This is a genomic window from Candidatus Pelagibacter sp., assembly GCF_052049975.1.
Lineage (GTDB): Bacteria > Pseudomonadota > Alphaproteobacteria > Pelagibacterales > Pelagibacteraceae > Pelagibacter.
This window is the reverse complement of sequence record NZ_JBNGYZ010000002.1, coordinates 383,476-400,067: the sequence shown is the minus strand read 5'-3', so window position 1 is coordinate 400,067 and position 16,592 is coordinate 383,476. Positions and strand designations below refer to the sequence as shown.

Annotated in this window: 18 protein-coding genes and 1 tRNA gene; 9 read left to right on the top strand and 10 right to left on the bottom strand. The window is 30.7% G+C overall.

Annotated features, from left to right (window positions below; all coding sequences use genetic code 11):
* Positions 1–16: 16 nt before the first annotated feature.
* From ACTT9U_RS05865 to ACTT9U_RS05845, 5 genes are all read right to left on the bottom strand, one after another.
* The gene (locus ACTT9U_RS05865) at positions 17–1,021 is read right to left on the bottom strand and encodes an Ldh family oxidoreductase (RefSeq protein WP_440932233.1); all 1,005 of its coding nucleotides are present in this window, start codon (positions 1,019–1,021) and stop codon (positions 17–19) included.
* Complete coding sequence (locus ACTT9U_RS05860) at positions 1,018–1,212, bottom strand: hypothetical protein (RefSeq protein WP_440932232.1); 195 nt, start codon at positions 1,210–1,212, stop codon at positions 1,018–1,020. The genes ACTT9U_RS05865 and ACTT9U_RS05860 overlap by 4 nt, the downstream gene beginning before the upstream one ends.
* Positions 1,212–3,137, bottom strand: coding sequence for an ABC transporter permease (locus ACTT9U_RS05855; RefSeq protein ID WP_440932231.1), 1,926 nt, complete (start codon positions 3,135–3,137; stop codon positions 1,212–1,214). The genes ACTT9U_RS05860 and ACTT9U_RS05855 overlap by 1 nt, the downstream gene beginning before the upstream one ends.
* Positions 3,138–3,935, bottom strand: coding sequence for a taurine ABC transporter ATP-binding protein (locus ACTT9U_RS05850; protein ID WP_440932230.1), 798 nt, complete (start codon positions 3,933–3,935; stop codon positions 3,138–3,140).
* An 87-nt stretch (positions 3,936–4,022) separates the two neighbouring features.
* Positions 4,023–4,964 carry an ABC transporter substrate-binding protein gene (locus tag ACTT9U_RS05845; protein WP_440932229.1) on the bottom strand — a complete coding sequence of 314 codons (942 nt, stop codon included), beginning with the start codon at positions 4,962–4,964 and terminating at the stop codon, positions 4,023–4,025.
* Positions 4,965–5,165: 201 nt separating this feature from the next.
* Between ACTT9U_RS05845 and ACTT9U_RS05840 the strand changes: the two genes are divergently transcribed.
* Genes ACTT9U_RS05840 through ACTT9U_RS05830 form a run of 3 tightly spaced genes read left to right on the top strand, consistent with a single transcriptional unit; the run spans position 5,166 to position 10,090 of the window.
* The gene (locus ACTT9U_RS05840) at positions 5,166–6,512 is read left to right on the top strand and encodes an aminotransferase class III-fold pyridoxal phosphate-dependent enzyme (RefSeq protein ID WP_440932228.1); all 1,347 of its coding nucleotides are present in this window, start codon (positions 5,166–5,168) and stop codon (positions 6,510–6,512) included.
* 12 nt (positions 6,513–6,524) lie between these two features.
* On the top strand, positions 6,525–7,643 hold the full coding sequence (gene ald / locus ACTT9U_RS05835; protein WP_440932227.1) for an alanine dehydrogenase: 1,119 nt from the start codon (positions 6,525–6,527) through the stop codon (positions 7,641–7,643).
* A gap of 2 nt (positions 7,644–7,645) precedes the next feature.
* The gene (locus ACTT9U_RS05830) at positions 7,646–10,090 is read left to right on the top strand and encodes a GcvT family protein (RefSeq protein WP_440932226.1); all 2,445 of its coding nucleotides are present in this window, start codon (positions 7,646–7,648) and stop codon (positions 10,088–10,090) included.
* Here ACTT9U_RS05830 and ACTT9U_RS05825 read toward each other — a convergent pair.
* Positions 10,087–10,938 (bottom strand): bile acid:sodium symporter family protein, encoded by an 852-nt coding sequence (locus ACTT9U_RS05825; RefSeq protein WP_440932225.1) that lies wholly within the window; start codon positions 10,936–10,938, stop codon positions 10,087–10,089. The two genes, ACTT9U_RS05830 and ACTT9U_RS05825, sit on opposite strands and share 4 nt — an antisense overlap.
* A gap of 19 nt (positions 10,939–10,957) precedes the next feature.
* Positions 10,958–11,932: a hypothetical protein gene (locus ACTT9U_RS05820; protein WP_440932224.1), complete on the bottom strand. Its 975-nt coding sequence runs from the start codon at positions 11,930–11,932 to the stop codon at positions 10,958–10,960.
* Between the two features lie 115 nt (positions 11,933–12,047).
* On the opposite strand from ACTT9U_RS05820, the gene ACTT9U_RS05815 reads away from it, so the two are divergent.
* From ACTT9U_RS05815 to ACTT9U_RS05805, 3 genes are read left to right on the top strand one after another with little or no spacing between them, the layout of a single operon-like run.
* Positions 12,048–12,260, top strand: a complete 213-nt coding sequence (locus tag ACTT9U_RS05815) for a hypothetical protein (RefSeq protein ID WP_440932223.1) — start codon at positions 12,048–12,050, stop codon at positions 12,258–12,260.
* A gap of 49 nt (positions 12,261–12,309) precedes the next feature.
* The gene (locus tag ACTT9U_RS05810; RefSeq protein ID WP_440932222.1) at positions 12,310–12,513 is read left to right on the top strand and encodes a hypothetical protein; all 204 of its coding nucleotides are present in this window, start codon (positions 12,310–12,312) and stop codon (positions 12,511–12,513) included.
* Positions 12,514–12,570: 57 nt separating this feature from the next.
* Positions 12,571–13,122 (top strand): tetratricopeptide repeat protein, encoded by a 552-nt coding sequence (locus tag ACTT9U_RS05805; protein ID WP_440932221.1) that lies wholly within the window; start codon positions 12,571–12,573, stop codon positions 13,120–13,122.
* Here the strand turns inward: ACTT9U_RS05805 and ACTT9U_RS05800 are convergent.
* Together ACTT9U_RS05800 and ACTT9U_RS05795 are read right to left on the bottom strand one after the other, a co-directional pair.
* Entirely contained in the window at positions 13,115–13,990 is an 876-nt protein-coding gene (locus ACTT9U_RS05800) for a DMT family transporter (protein ID WP_440932220.1), read from the bottom strand. The genes ACTT9U_RS05805 and ACTT9U_RS05800 overlap by 8 nt on opposite strands.
* A gap of 15 nt (positions 13,991–14,005) precedes the next feature.
* Complete coding sequence (locus ACTT9U_RS05795) at positions 14,006–14,452, bottom strand: hypothetical protein (protein ID WP_440932219.1); 447 nt, start codon at positions 14,450–14,452, stop codon at positions 14,006–14,008.
* Between the two features lie 6 nt (positions 14,453–14,458).
* Between ACTT9U_RS05795 and ACTT9U_RS05790 the strand changes: the two genes are divergently transcribed.
* A complete protein-coding gene (locus ACTT9U_RS05790; RefSeq protein WP_440932218.1) occupies positions 14,459–15,523 on the top strand; it encodes an alcohol dehydrogenase family protein in 1,065 nt (354 codons plus the stop codon).
* Positions 15,524–15,652: 129 nt separating this feature from the next.
* Here the strand turns inward: ACTT9U_RS05790 and ACTT9U_RS05785 are convergent, their stop codons facing one another.
* Complete coding sequence (locus ACTT9U_RS05785) at positions 15,653–16,123, bottom strand: DM13 domain-containing protein (protein WP_440932217.1); 471 nt, start codon at positions 16,121–16,123, stop codon at positions 15,653–15,655.
* Positions 16,124–16,176: 53 nt separating this feature from the next.
* On the opposite strand from ACTT9U_RS05785, the gene ACTT9U_RS05780 reads away from it, so the two are divergent.
* Complete coding sequence (locus ACTT9U_RS05780; protein WP_440932216.1) at positions 16,177–16,431, top strand: hypothetical protein; 255 nt, start codon at positions 16,177–16,179, stop codon at positions 16,429–16,431.
* A gap of 51 nt (positions 16,432–16,482) precedes the next feature.
* Positions 16,483–16,559: transfer RNA gene (locus ACTT9U_RS05775), tRNA-Met, on the top strand.
* Positions 16,560–16,592 lie beyond the last annotated feature (33 nt).

Genomic DNA, 16,592 nt, shown 5'->3' with positions numbered 1-16,592 from the left:
TTATATATAGTTTTTTTTAAGATCTTAAAAGTCTTATATCTTCTGCAATATTTGAAGGAATATTAATTTCTTTCTTTGAATTGATTTGAAATCTTTTAAATTTATTTTGTCCTGGATATAGAATTTCTTTAACTCCATTAATTTTTGGAAGCTTCTTAATAGTTTTAATATTCTCTTTAATTCTTTGATTGTAATTATTAACAAATAAGTTTGGTTTAAATGTAAAAAATAAATGTCCAATATTTTGTGGTCCTGTAAAATCATCAAAAGGATCTTTAACCTTCCCAGCATGATTTCCTCCTGTTAGAACTCCACTTAAAATATCAACCATCCAAGCTAAACCAGAACCTCTAAATCCAGCGATTGGTAGCTGAACTCCTTCAAGAGCTTTTTTTGCATCTGTGGTAGGTCTACCCTTATTGTCTAGAGCAACGCCCTCAGGAATTTTTTGATTATTTCTCGCTGCTACTCTTATTTTTCCTCTATTAATCATTGAGATAGATGTATCCAAAATGAAAGGAATTTTTGAGCCAGTAGGTGTGCCAAAACAAATTGGATTTGTTCCAAATAAACTTTTTAATGCACCATGGGGAGCAATAGCAGGAGGAGCATTAGTAAAAATCATTGTCACTAGATTTTTCTTCGTTGCTTGTTCTGCATAATAACCAGATAATCCATAATGACCGCTATTTTTAACTCCCACTAATCCTAAGCCAGTTTTTTTTGCATTTTTTATAGCTGTTTTAATTGCTATATCTGCAGCAACAAAACCAATACTGTCATTAGCATCTATTTGAGAGATTGATTGTGAAATATTTTTGATTTTTATTTTAGGCTTTGGATTAATAACTTTTTTTTTAATTCGATCACAATACATTTTTAGTCTAGATAATCCATGACCATAAGCACCAACTTGTTCAGCATTTATTAGAGCGTCAGCACAAATTTTTGCGTGGTCTGAGCTAAGTTTATGTTTAATGAAAATTTCTTTTACAATTGATTTAATTTTGTTTGACTTCATTTGTCTTTATTTTTTATCTTGTCTTCACAAAATTTAGTAGCTTCCTCAACGTTCTCAAATTTAATTTTTTCGTCTAGTTGACTTCCAGCTATACAAGCCTGAACAGCTCTTTTAAAGTTATGATCACTAAAATTCATGATCACAACAACAGCAATAACTAAAAAAATAAAGATAAGGATGTTTTTAACCATTAACCTTTACCACGCCAAGGAATGTATTTATCAATTAGTTTTCTTAAAGTTACATCAAATAAAAGGCCCAGCATTCCCATTATAAATATAGTTATCCAAATTACTTCATATTGGAAATATTTCTTAGCAACGTTTTCAACAAAACCTATTCCAGTTGTACCTGCTAAAAACTCAGCTGCAACTAACGTTCCCCAACACATTCCAACCGCAACTCTAATACCTGTTAATATTTCTGGTAATGAGTTTGGAAAAATTACATATCTTAATATTTGTTTTTTAGAAGCACCTAAAGAGTGAGCTGCATGAATTTTTGATAACTGCGTACCAGAAGCACCAGCTCTTGCAGAAATAATCATAATAGATAGTGATACCATAAATAATAAAAATATTTTTCCAGAGTTATCAATTCCAAGAACTGAAATAATCAATGGCGCCCAAGCAAGAGGAGGGACCGGTCTATAAAGCTCAATTAGTGGATCAAAGAAACCTTTGGCAAATCTATTTAGCCCCATAAACAATCCAAGTGGCACACCAATTATAATTCCAAATACTAATCCTAGGAAAACTCTCATGAACGAGTCCCATATATGTCCATATGGTACTGGAACTTTAAATAATTCAAAGTCACCTGTTACTATTTTTAATACTCCACCTTTAAAGTTTTGTTCTACTTTTCCATCCTTAGTATGAACAGGATATTCACCTGGTAAAATGTCTGCAATCCAATCAGGAAGCAAGAAACCAATCATCTTACTCACATCAACCAATTCAATCCAAAGTAATGGTACATCTTTGTAACCAACACTTGGTTTTAACATTAGTACAAACTTATTGAATGTATCAGACGGTTTAGGTAACCATCTTCCAGTACCTTGTTCAGAGCAATTATCTCCACTTGCAACAATTGTACCGGTTGGGAATAAAAAGATATCAATAAATCTCAATCCACCTTGTTCAGTTTTTAAGGCATCATTAAATTCTATAATTGCATTTTGCATTTCATTTAATGTGTTAGGTGGATAAATACTTGCAAATTCTATTCTTCTTGCAATTTTGACTATATCTTTTGCATAAGTTGAAGCTAACTCTTGACTGTCGCTTAAACTTTTTCTGTAAGCTTTTACATCATCTTTAATTTGTTTAATTGAGCTTTTAAATTGAGGATTGTGATTTCTTAATTTGAAAAATTTATCACTAATCAGCTTTAATTCCTGTGCTGCTGCATGAAACTTTAATCCTCTATCAGTTGCTGCAACATTTGGAACCTCAATAGTATTTTCAATTGAGCCACTTCCAGCATCAACTTTAACTAAACTCCAGCCACCTTGTTCTTCAACAGCTTTTAATCTTGTAGCTCTTTCAGAGTCTGTTTCGAATGGATAATCTGGTTTTATAAAATTTGAAGTTAGAAATTTTATCTCTTCTGTAATTTCGTCTATTTGCCTCTTAGTATCTATCTCCATTAAGTCTTGATTAGTTAATAAAGGAACTAAATTGATTGTACTGTTAGCAAAGCCAATTAATTGATTTTTTTCTTGGTTATTTAATAAAGTTGAATTTTGAATATCAATTTTTACTAGCTCAAGATTTTCATTTTCATTTTTAATTTGATATGTGCTTTTGAACTGTCGTTCAGTAATTGGAAATTGATATTTTAAACCAAGTAAAGAGTCGTTTACTTTAGCAACCTGACAAAGCTCATTTGCAGATTGTGGATAAAATCCTTTAGCAATATCCCATGAATAATAAAGCCAAGTTAAAAGTATTGCACTACTTCCAACAATAACCCAGTGAACACCCCCTTTGGCTCTTTCTGGATTACCAAATACTGCATCAACTTTCTCAGTTCTAATTAATTTTCTTCCATAAAGAATACATCCACTAATGGCGACAAATATTAAAAATGTTACTATCTGAGTTAACAATTATTCTTCTCTCCCCATGATCTCTTCTTCCATATTCCAGATCATTGTAAGTATTTCTTCTCTTGTTTTTGAAAAATCTGTATCTTTCTTTATTTCTCTTAAATCCTCTTTTAAACCTCTTGCTGCAAAAGGTAAGTTGTACTCTTTATGTATACGTCCAGGTCTTGGTGCCATTACATAAAGTCTTTCACCTAACAACAATGCTTCTTCAACAGAGTGAGTGATTAAAATAATTGTTTTACCTGTTTCTTTCCAAATTTTTAGCACAAGCGATTGCATTTTTTCTCTGGTTAATGCATCTAATGCTCCTAATGGTTCATCCATTAAAATCAAATCAGGATCATTAATCAAACATCTAGCCAAAGCAACACGTTGTTGCATACCACCAGACAATTGATAAGTAGGTGTATTACCAAATCCTTTTAGACCAACTATCTCTAACCATTCATCAACTTTTTTTGCAGTTAAAGTAGGATCTTCTTTTTTCATTCTTAGCCCAAAGTTTACATTTTCGGCAACTGTTAGCCATTCAAACAAAGCACCTTGTTGAAATACCATTCCTCTTTCAACACCAGGTCCATCTATTTCATTATTATTTAAAGTAATTTTTCCTGAAGTAGGTCTAATAAAACCTGCTGTAATATTTAATAAAGTTGTCTTACCACATCCAGAAGGACCAAGAACTGAAAGAAGCTCACCTTTTTTTAATGTGAAGTTAACATCTTTTAATGCATGAACTGTTTCGCCTTGAGGCGTTGTGAAAATCATATTTAAATTTTCAGAAACTAGATCACTCATAAAGCCAACTTTATATTCGAATTTTGATAAAAAAAATAGGCACCAATTTTTAATTGGCGCCTATTTTAAATTTGTCTAATCTATAGATTAAAGAGGTAAGAAACTAGTATCTACGTTACCTCTAGGTGTCCCCATACCTTCTAAGAATTTATGTAGGTTACCTTTAGTCATAGATTGAGCAGTTTCTTCTGCATTTAAAAATTTGAAGCCACTTAAAGTATCTTTCATGTCTCCAACTTTCATTTCAGACTCTTTTGCCATTGCGTTAAGATCACTCTTACCAGCAGCATATCTAGCATTTGCTTCGTGAGTAACTTCGATGAAAGTTCTTACCATTCCTGGGTTTTCTTTCATGAATTTGTCAGTCACAGAAGTAATGTCGATACCTAAAATTCCAGCATCTCTAGCTTCTTGTACTGTTAATAATCTTGATCCAACTGCAGTCGCAGCTTTAATAGAGTTACCGCCAAATAAACAAGCCATTACAACGTCACCACTTACTAATGCAGCAGCACCTTCTTCAGGATCCATTTGAATGACGTCCATTTTATTTCTGTCCGCACCAACAACTTTCATACTTTCGTCAAATACGTACTCAGCCATTGTACCTAGTGGAACAGCAACTTTTTTACCTTCTAATTCTGAACCATTTGCTTTTGTAATACCAGATGCATTAGATGTTACACAAGTAGTACCACCCATTCCGTATTCCATTGCAATATCAACAAGCTTAAGTGGAGCTTTTGATTTTACAGCGTTAATAAATGGAACTAAACCTTGAGAGTAAGAGATATCAATATCTCCTGCTAACATTGCGTCAGTCATTGCTCCACCATTTGTGAAGTTAGTCCATTTTACTGGTACACCTAAAGCTTTTTCGAATAATTTTTTATTCATGTCCTCTAAATTTGGTGTTGGCCATTCTAAGAAGTAAGCAACTCTAACTTCATTTGCCGCAGAATTTGCAACTGATACTGAAAGATTAAGAGCTACGAAACAGCTTAGGATAAAACTAATTATTTTTTTCATTTATTCCTCTTTGTTGTTTTATAATTCCTGAGTTTAAAATTAATTTCAACTAGAAGTAAAACAAAAAAGTAGCACCACAAAGTAGCACATGTGACAACTTAAGGTTGTATAACAAATTTATGGTTTTAGCTTTATTTTTAGTCTACAGATGCACTGTTTCAACAATTTAAAATAATTATAAAAAAAAGAGAGAAGAAAAATATGAGTTCAGAAAATAAAACTGCGATACCTAATTCATTAAATGAACACTGGATGCCATTCACATCCAACAAAGATTTTAAAGAAAACCCAAGATTAATTGTTGAAGCTAAGGGTGTATATTTAAAAAACCATCAAGGACAAACTCAAATAGATGCAAGCTCAGGATTATTTTGTAATCCTCTTGGACATGGAAGACCAGAAATTATTGAAGCAATAACTAATCAATTAAAAACTTTAGATTATTGTCAACCATTCCAACAAGGTTATGGAGGTTCATTTGAACTTGCAACAAGAATTGCAAAACATACACCAGGAAACTTAAACAGAATTTTTTATACGATATGTGGATCTACAGCAGTTGAAACAGCAATTAAAATTTGTATCGCATATCACAGAGCAAAAGGTGATAGCCAAAGATTTAGATTTGTAGGTAGAGAAAGAGGGTACCACGGTATGAACATTGGAGCTACTTCTGTTGGAGGTATGGTTAACAATGTTAAAACTTTTGCAAGTGTATTAATGCCAGGTGTTGTTCATATGAGACACACACATTTACCTGAGCATAAATTTATAAGTGGTCAACCTGAAACAGGAGCTGAACTTGCAAATGATCTCGAGAGAATTTGTATGAACTTTGGTGCAGAAAATATTGCTGCATGTATTGTTGAACCAATTGCAGGATCAACAGGAACTCTTGTTCCACCAAAGGGATATTTACAAAGATTAAGAGAAATTTGTGATCAACATGGAATACTTTTAATTTTTGATGAAGTGATTACAGGATGGGGAAGAACAGGTTCACCATTTGCATCTCATGAGTATGGAGTAACTCCAGATTTAATGACAATGGCAAAAGCAACTACAAACGGAATTAGTCCATTAGGAGTTGTTGCATGTAAAGAAGAAATTTATGATGCAATCTTAGATGAAGCTCCAAAGGGATCAGTTGAATTATTCCATGGTTATACTTATTCTGGTATTCCAATTTCAGTTGCAGCTGGTCTAGCAGTGCAAGATATTTTTGAAAAAGATGATATCTTTAATAGAGCAAAAGAATTAGCTCCGTATTTCCAAAAAGGTTTAATGTCATTACAAGACATCGATGTGGTTGATAACATCAGAGGTTATGGAATGATGGGTGGAATTGATATTAAGATGGACAAAAAACCAGGTGCTGCAGGTTATACTTGTTTCAAACATTGTTATGAAGCAGGAGTAAACTTTAAAGCAACAGGTGATTGTTTAATTATTGCTCCAATGTTTATCTGTGAGAAAAAACATATTGATGAAATTATAGATAAACTAAGAACTGGAATTACAAATTATTCTAAAAGTAAAAAGAATTAATTTTTTCTAGATATGAAAATTGGAGTTCCTAAGGAAATCAAGCCTCAAGAAAATCGAATTGGTTTAACACCTGACAGTGTTAAAACATTAGTGTCGGAAGGGCATGAAGTTTTAGTTGAAAATAATGGTGGCTTTGAAGCTGGTTTTGAAAATGAGCAATACACAAACGCTGGTGCAAAAATAGTTGATAAAGCAGAAGATATTTTTAATGATGCTGAGATCATTGTTAAAGTAAAAGAGCCTCAAAAAGTTGAAGTAGACATGATTAGAGAAAATCAAATTGTCTATACTTATCTTCATTTAGCAGCTGCTAAAGAACTTACTGAAGGTTTAATCAAATCAAAAAGTGTTAACATTGCTTATGAGACTGTAACTGATGATAATGGCAGATTACCATTGTTAGCTCCAATGAGTGCAGTTGCAGGAAGAATGTCAGTTCAAGCTGGTGCGCATTGTTTAGAAAAAAATCAAAAAGGAAGAGGACTTTTACTTGGCGGTGCACCTGGCGTTACTGGTGGGACAGTTGTTATTTTAGGTGGTGGTGTTGTTGGTGAAAACGCTGCAGTTATTGCAACTGGCATGCAAGCTAAAGTTCATATAGTTGATAAATCTGAAGCAAGATTAAAACAATTAGTTGGAATGTTTGGAGATAAAATTATTCCTGAACAAAGTGATAAAATTGATTTACCAAAATTAGTAGCAGAAGCTGATTTATTAATTGGTGGAGTTCTAATTCCAGGCGCAGAAGCTCCAAAATTAGTAACTAAAGACATGATTAAAAGTATGAAAAGAGGTTCGGTGATTGTTGATGTAGCAATTGATCAGGGTGGTTGCGTTGAGACTAGTAAGCCAACTACTCACGGTGAGCCTACTTATATCGTTGATGATATAGTTCACTATTGTGTAGCTAATATGCCAGGTGGTGTTCCAAGAACTTCTACCTTGGCACTAAATAATGCGACATTACCTTATCTAGTTAAACTAGCTAACAGTGGATATCAAAAAGCATTAAGCGAAGATAAAAACTTTTTAGCTGGATTAAACGTGCATAAAGGAATGGTTACATATAAAGCAGTTGCAGACGTATTTGGCCATAACTTTGTAGATCCAGGAGAAGCTGTCAAAAATTAATAATGGAAAAGAATTACCCTTCGAGCACCAAAGTAGTAGTCATAGGAGGAGGGGTTATTGGTTGTTCCGTTGCTTATCATTTAACTAAATTTGGTTGGAAAGATGTTGTTCTTTTAGAAAGAGATCAATTAACATCAGGAACTACTTGGCATGCTGCAGGGTTAGTTAGTCAATTAGGTCCAACTGCAGCTGTAACAAAGATTAGAAAATATACTTTAGATCTTTATAAAAAATTAGAAAAAGAAGTAGATCATTCTGCAGGTTTAAGAATTAATGGTGCTTTATCAATTGCACAAACAGAAAGTAGATGGCAAGAACTTCAAAGACAAGCAACAACAGCACAGTTATACGATGTAGACATTCAAATTTTGGATAAAGACCAAATGAAAAAGAATTATCCAATGATGCATACTGAAGATTTAAAAGGTGGAGTTTTAATGCCAGGTGATGGTGCCGCTGATCCAAGTGGAGTTACACATATGCTAGCAAAAGGTGCTAGACAAGGAGGAGCTAAAATTTTTGAACAATCACCTGTTGAAAAAATTCTTACTAAAAATGGAAGAGTTCATGGAGTAAGAGTTAATGGAAAAGATATAGAGTGCGAGTATGTAGTGCTTGCAACTGGAATGTGGTCTAGACAAATAGGTGAAAAAATGGGCGTAAGTATTCCATTATATCCCGCAGAACATTTTTATGTAATTACAGAACCAATTGAAAATTTATCACCTACTTTGCCTGTGATTAGAGATTTTGATAGTAGTGTTTATGTAAAGGAAGATGCTGGAAAATTATTAATTGGAATATTTGAAGGTAAATCAATTCCTGCGTTTGACAAAACAAATAAAGTTCCAGAAGATTTTTCATTTGGTGAGTTTCCTGAAAATTTTGATCACTTCGAACCTTATTTAGAAGCATCAATGAAAAGATTTCCTGTCTTAGAGCAAGCTGGAATAAGAAAGTTTTTTGCAGGACCAGAATCTTTTACACCTGATACAAATTCATTATTAGGCGAAGTTCCTGAAGTTAAAAACTTATTTGTAAGTTGTGGACTAAATAGTATTGGAATTGGAAGTGGTGGCGGAGTAGGTAAAGTTACTGCTGAATGGTTAATGACTGGTCATATCAATGAAGATATTTTTAATTACGATATAAAAAGATTTCAAAACTTTCATTCAGATCTTGGTTTTATTAAAGATAGAATTACAGAGTCTTTAGGTGATTTGTATGGAATGCATTGGCCGTATAAACAACACAAAACTTCAAGAAATGTAAAAACACTTCCTTATCATGAAAACTTAAAAAGTTTTGGAGCATGTTTTGGTGTTTCAGCTGGTTATGAAAGACCAATGTGGTTTGCATTAGATGGAGAGAAAGCTGAATACGAATATAGTTATAACTACCAAAACTGGTATCCATCTGTTGAATATGAAACAAGTAATACAATGAAAAATGTAGGTCTTTATGATCTTACTCCTTTTTCTAAATTTGAAATTAAATCAGATAAAGCACATGAAGAATTACAAAAAATATGTACCTCAAATATTAAGCATGAAGTTGGTAAATGTACTTATACTCATATGCTTAATGTGGATGGTGGTATTGAAACTGATTTAACTGTTGTATGTGTTGGAGAAAATCATTTTAGAATTATTAGTTCAGCAGCAACAAGAGAAAGAGATAAATTTCATATCAATAAACATTTATCTGAGGGTGTTGAACTGGTGGATGTTACTGATGATTATTGCGTGTTTGGAATATTTGGTCCAAAAAGCAGATCTTTATTACAAGTACTTACTAAAGATGATATCAGCCATGATAACTTTAAATTTGCTACTTCTAAATATATTGAAATTGAGGGAATTAAAATCTGGACACAAAGATTATCTTATGTTGGTGAATTAGGTTTTGAATTATACGTTAAAACTGCTGATGCAAAAAAGATCTATGAACTTCTAGTAGACAAAGGTAAAGATTTTAACTTATCTAATTGTGGTATGCATGCAATGGACACAATGAGAATGGAAAGTGGATTTTTGCACTGGGGGCATGACATTTCTCCAGAAGAAAACCAATATCAAGCAGGTCTAAATTTTACAATTAGCTATAAAAAAGATGTAAACTTCATTGGTAAAGAAGCACTCCTAAAGATTAAAGATCAAAAGGTAGATAGAAGATTTGCAATGTTTACTCTAAAAGACAACAAGCCAGGGGCACCATTATTACTTCATGATGAACCAATATATTTAGAAGATAAAATTATTGGTAGGACAACCTCAGGAAATTATTCATTTAACTTTAAAAAGAACTTAATTTTTGGATATATAAAGAATGATCACACAAATGAAGATCTACAATCTAAAAGTTTATTTGTAGAAGTAGAAAAGATAAAATATCCAATTAATTTAATTACCAAGCCTTTAAAACAAACTGATTTTAAAAATAATTAAGATTTATTTTTTAGAAAATAAACAAATATAAATCCAGTTACATACATTATAAATCCATATGCTCCTGTTGGGATTGCATACAAAATATCTGTTCCAAATATTTGAGTAGATACAAAAATTGCTAAAGTACCATTTTGAAGACCACACTCTAAAGCAATACATTTTTGTTGCTTAATTCCTGATGCAAAAGTTTTAGCAAGGTAATATGCAATAGCCATCATTGTTAAGTTTAAAATTAAAGCAATTAAACCTGCTTGTGCTATAAAATTTATTAAGTTGTCTCTCTCCTCATAAAATGCAGCTACAAAGAATATTGCAAAAAATACCATGTTTAATTTGTTAAACATTTCAACTTTTGAAGCCACAAAGTTTTCTGCAAATTTTCTAACAATCATTCCAAGGAAAACAGGAACTGTTACAACCAAAAACATTTTTAAAGCTATTCCAGTCATTGAAATATTTTGAGATATATTTGTAATTCCAAAAACTTCAGCAGATGTAAAAATAATTAATGGAACAGTAACTATACTAATCAAACTTATAATTGCTGTTAATGAAATTGATAAAGCAACATCACCATTAGCAAATCTTGTTAAAATATTTGAAGTAACTCCTCCAGGAGCTGCAGCAATTATCATAACTCCGATTGCAATTTCTGGTGGAGTTCTTAAAACTAAAATTAAAATGTATGCAACTATTGGAAGTATTATTAATTGAGAAATAAGACCAATAAAAAAATCTTTAGGAGTTTTAAATACTCTTGTAAAATCTTCTAACTTTAATCCTAATCCCAATCCAAGCATTATAAGTGCAAGAATGATTGGTGCTATTTTTGTAACGACTTCCATTTTTAAATTATACTTTAGTTTAACTTGCTTCTTCAACTAAAATTAAATTCATTATTTTTGCAATAAAATCACTTTTTAATTTAAAATGTTTTTTAATAAGGGGAGATACTTTAAAAGGTGTAAAGTCTGAAAGGTAATATTGTTTTTTTTTATTCACCTTTACTAATTTTTCATTTTCAAGATATTTCATTTTTCTAATTACAGTTGCTCTTGGTATATTTGTCATTTCAGCAATTGACATAATGTTTAATCCAGAACCAGAGTCAGCCAATAAATTTTCTAAATAATCATCAAATACAATAGATTCAATTTCTTCCAAATTAGATTTATTTTTTTGATTGTAAACTTGATTTAAACCTAATGTGCCCCAAATATATAATATATGTACATCCTCAAAAAATTTTTTCCAACTTATCATTAATGGCAATTGAAATTCATAAAACCATAACCAAGTTTTTGAAAACTCTTTTTGTATTTTTGTTTTGACTTCTTCTTCAGTGATAACTTTGTGAATTAATTTTTGTTTAAATAATAATTTAGATAATTTTGATATATATTTTGATGTAATTCGAATTTGATTAATTGGTTTTATTAAATTGTAATTAGATCTATTTAAAATAACTTTCTTTCCTTCTTTTCTAATTACTTTTGCTTTTTCAAGCTCTAAAACTTTTCTTCGCATTGTTTCTTTTGGAAGCTCAAATTCTTTTGCTAATTCGGAAATATTAAATTCACCTATTTGAATTTCATTACGAGCATAATATTGTTCATAATTATACTTAAAACCATTTTGATCATAAAATCTTAAAGTGTTTCTAACTAAAGAGATTGCAGCAAAGTATTTAATTAAATCATTAAATGCAGAGTAATTTTGATGAAGCCAATTCCATTGATGATAAATCCAGTCTGATGAAAAATAACTATAATTGTCTAGCAAACAATTACAGACATCTTTGCTTTGAATTCTTTTTGATATGTTGATGTCCTTTTTCATCCTAATGATAACAATATATGAGTATGACCCAAAATGAACAACCATAAATCTAAATATGACCCATTTTGAACTTTAGCTCTATAGATAAAGTTTTCGATAAATGTTCTCATTAGATATGGCGAAAGTATTTCTTAAAAAGAAAGTTGAGGAAGGTGCATCTGAAGCTGAGGATGATAATAATGAGATGACACCAGATCGTGTAGATATCAACGTTCTAAAGTCTAGAATTAGAGTCGAGCAAGATAAAATATTCAAAAGAAATCTTTTTGTATGGATCAGCTGTATGATTGTCATCGTCATCGCTGGTGTGTATGTGACGTATTTGTAGATTCAAAAAATTTGTTGTTTAGATATTTAGATCATGATTAACTTACACTATGATAAATTCAGAAATAAACACAGAATTAAATTCTCAAAATAATCTAGTAGAAAAAGATTTTAATACTCCAAAAAAAGTTGACGTTAATATTTTACTTAACAGAGTAAGAGCTGAAAAAAATAGCGAGGTTAAGAAAAACTTAATAATCACAGCTAGTGCATTAGGTGCAGTAGCAGTTACTGGTATAATCGCAATTTTATAAGGTTATTTAAGAAAAAATATATTTGATTTTTACATACATTTTGTTTGTAATTATTAAATGTCTAAAAAACTTTCATCATTAATATTAGTTTTATTTCTACTACCAACAATCTGCTTTGCAGATGATAATAAAGAATTAGATAATTTATTCAAAAAACTAAAAAAAATTCAGGATCAAAACATCGCTCGAAATATTGAAGATCAAATATGGAAATTATGGACCACACACCACTCTAATAATGATCTGACACAAATGATGAATTATGGAACTGTGTTAATGAACAACAGGAATTATGATGAGGCTAATAGAATTTTTACACAAATTATAGATGCAGATCCTAATTGGGCAGAAGGCTGGAATAAAAGAGCAACAGTTTATTATTATCAAAAAAAATATGAACTTTCACAAGCAGATATAGATAAAGTAATTAAATTAGAGAATAGACATTTTGGAGCTTTGTCTGGACAAGGAATGGTTCAAATTAAATTAGATAATTTAGAAAAAGCATTAGATAGTTATAAAGAAGTATTGAAAATTTATCCTTCAAACAAAGCTGCCCAAAAATTAGTAGATGAAATAGAGAAAGTAATTAAAGAGGAAACTATTTAATTTTACCTAACTGTTTTTGTCTTAAGATAATAATCAGTCCACTGATAACAATCATTACAGCTCCCAAGTAAGTATTATATTCTGGTGTTTCATTAAAAAAGAAATAACCATACAGTATTCCCCAAAGTATAGCTGTATATCTAAAAGTTGAAGTAACAGAAACTAATGCAGCTTTAATCGTTGCAACAGAAAAAATATAACCAAAAGATAAAAAAAATGCTGAAATAATTAAAATTATACTTTGCTCTAAATTAAATGAATAGATTTTATAAACTGATAAAAATCCAAAGAAAATTGTAACAACTAAACAAGTTATAAAAGCTATTTGAAGACTATTATGTTCTGTCTTCATATTTTTAGTAACTAAATCTCTAATTGATAAAAATAATGCTGATAAAAGTGGAAATATAAAATAATAACCAAACTTTAATTCACCAGGATTAATAACCACAACAACTCCTGCAAAACCTATTATTACAGCTGTCCATCTTTTCCATCTTACTTTTTCATTTAAAAATAATGCACCAAAGGTAGTCATTATTATTGGAGCTAAACTTAATAAAATATAAACCATTGCAAAAGGTAATTTTGCAACACCCACAAAAAAACCAACAGCAGCTAAAGCTTCAAGTAAACCTCTTAATGTTAATTTATTAGATGAGAAAATTAATTTTGTATTAAATTGGTTTTTAATACTCAAAAATATTCCAATAAATATTAAACAACAAATTCCTCTTAAGAAAATTATTTGATTTAAAACAGCAAGTTCATCAAAGTTTTGATAAATGTGTTTTACCAAAGCATCATTGGTTGCAAATGAAAATTGAGCAATAATCATGTACAAAATACCCAATAGTTCATTGTTCATTTTCATGATTAAAAATTAAATAATGTTGTAACTTACAAGAACTCCATAAAGATAATAAAGCAAAGATCCCACTATCATTATTTTTACAAGTCCTGACCAAAACCATCCGTCTCTATTTGAAGCACTTCGCCAGAGACCAATAGTTACAATTATTGTGTAGATAAGAAGAATTAAAATTTCTAATAAAATTGCTATTAGATAACCAAGTCCCATTGAAGAAAATACTTGTTCAATAACAACTGATTTTTCCTGAGAATAATCAATGCCAGAAGTGTCAACTGAAGCTACTCCAAAATAAATTGTAGCAATCATTATCGCACCAATGATTATTTGGTAAAGTGTGCCATAAACCCAAAAAGTCATTGGGAGACTGTATTCACCTTTAGCTAATTTTGATAAGAAGTTCATATAGTCAAACCTATAAATATTTTTATTTAAAAATCTATAAAATAAATTAATCATAAAGTTATGAAAGGTATTCATTTGATTGGTCATGGTGGTTTTGAAAAATTAGTTTTTAAGTCAGATATACCAAAGCCAGAACCTAAAGATGACGATGTTTTGATTAAAGTTTCTGCTGCAGGAGTAAACAATACAGATATCAATACTAGAATTGGATGGTATTCAAAATCAGTTACAAGTAATACTAATGATGGTGGTGAAAAAGGTTTTTCTACATCTGATGATAAAGATGCTACTTGGTCAGGTAATGCCTTAAAGTTTCCAAGAATTCAAGGTGCAGATATTTGTGGAAAAATAATTTCAGTTGGTAAGGGTGTTGATCAATCAAGAGTAGGAGAAAGAGTAATAGTCAGATCAATGCAATCTGATCCAGAGAATTTAAATAAAATTTCATCACATGTAATTGGTTCTGAAATTGATGGGGGTTTTTCAGAATATGTTGCAGTAAGATCTTCTGAAACTTTTAAAATTAACTCTAACTGGACAGATGTAGAGCTTGCATCAATACCTTGTGCTTATTCTACAGCAGAAGGAATGTTACATAGAATTAATTTAAAAAAAGAAAAAGTATTGATAACTGGTGCCTCAGGAGGTGTTGGCTCTGCATCAATACAATTAGCAAAAAGAAGAGGTGCTTTTGTAATAGCTCAGTGTTCAAAATCAAAATTTGAAGAAATAAAAAAAATTGGAGCAGATGAAGTAGTAGATAGAAATGAAAATTTAATAAATAAATTTGGCACCAATGAATTTGATGTAGTTGTAGATTTAGTAGCAGGTAGTAATTGGAAACAATTGCTAGATATTTTAAAGCAAGGTGGAAGATATGTGACTGCAGGAGCTATAGCAGGCCCAATTGTAAATTTAGATATAAGAACTTTATATCTTAAAGATTTAACATTTTATGGATGCACTTATCAGCCTGTAGAAGTTTTTAAAAATCTTATCAAATATATTGAAAACAATGAAATTAAACCTTTGATCGCCAAAACATTTCCATTAGAGAAAATTGTAGAAGCTCAAAAAGAATTTCTATCAAAAAAATTTGTAGGAAAGATAGTTTTAGAGTTATAATACATTAATGGAATTTCTATTATTTCTAGGAATAGGTTTGTTTATTGTTTATTATTTATTTAGACCTACCTCAAAAATTGAAGAGAGAAATTTTAAGTCTAAGAATAATTGGCGAGGTGGATTTTAATATTACTGGTATTTTGCAGCAGTAATAAATTCACTAAAGCTTTCACACCAAATTACAACAGTATTGAATTTACTTACATCAACATTTGAAGGAACATTTACAACAAAGTTTTCAAAACTTTTTACTTCAGCCACATATTGAGCTGTATCTTTAATTGGTAAAAATTCATCCTCATGTTGAGTAAACTCATTTGTTAAATAAAGTTTATAATCAGGTCCTGGCGCTATGGCACCATTCACAGTAATTTTTTTATCAGATATTGTTACTTTTGCCTCTCCCCAATGAAAAGGGTCACTCCCTCTTAAATCCTTTACAAACTCTGTTTGATATAATGATTTATTTTCGTATTCATTAATTTTACTGATTTCAACTGATTTTGGTGCAGTAAGAATTGGTAAAAAATAAACTCCTAATCCAAAACCAATGGCCAATACAAAAGAGTGTGTAAATAAAAGAGTTATTATTTTTTTCATTAAAAGTTCTTGTATTCATTTTTCATGAAAAATCACTTAAAACTTTATGTATTATGAATAAATATTTTTTATTTATTATATTTTTATTTTTGTCATCAAATTCCTTTGGAGACTCATTAGGAACAAACAAATCAATTAATGACTATCTTTCCGATGGATATCAACTGCAATCAATCAGTATAATAGATCAAAATAAACTTTTATATAATCTTGCAAATAATGGTTCTGAGGAAAAAATTTTTGAGCCAAAATTAATAAGTTGTATTTATGATATAAATACTCAATTAGCTGATTGTTTTAAACCTTAGTAAAAAGTATATTGAAATTTAATTCAAAGCCATTATAAGTTCATCTTCTGTGGCGGGGTAGCTCAGTTGGTTAGAGCGCGGGACTCATAAGCCCGAGGTCAGTGGTTCGATCCCACTTCCCGCTACCATTCTAGATGATCGATATCATTTTGCTCCAATAG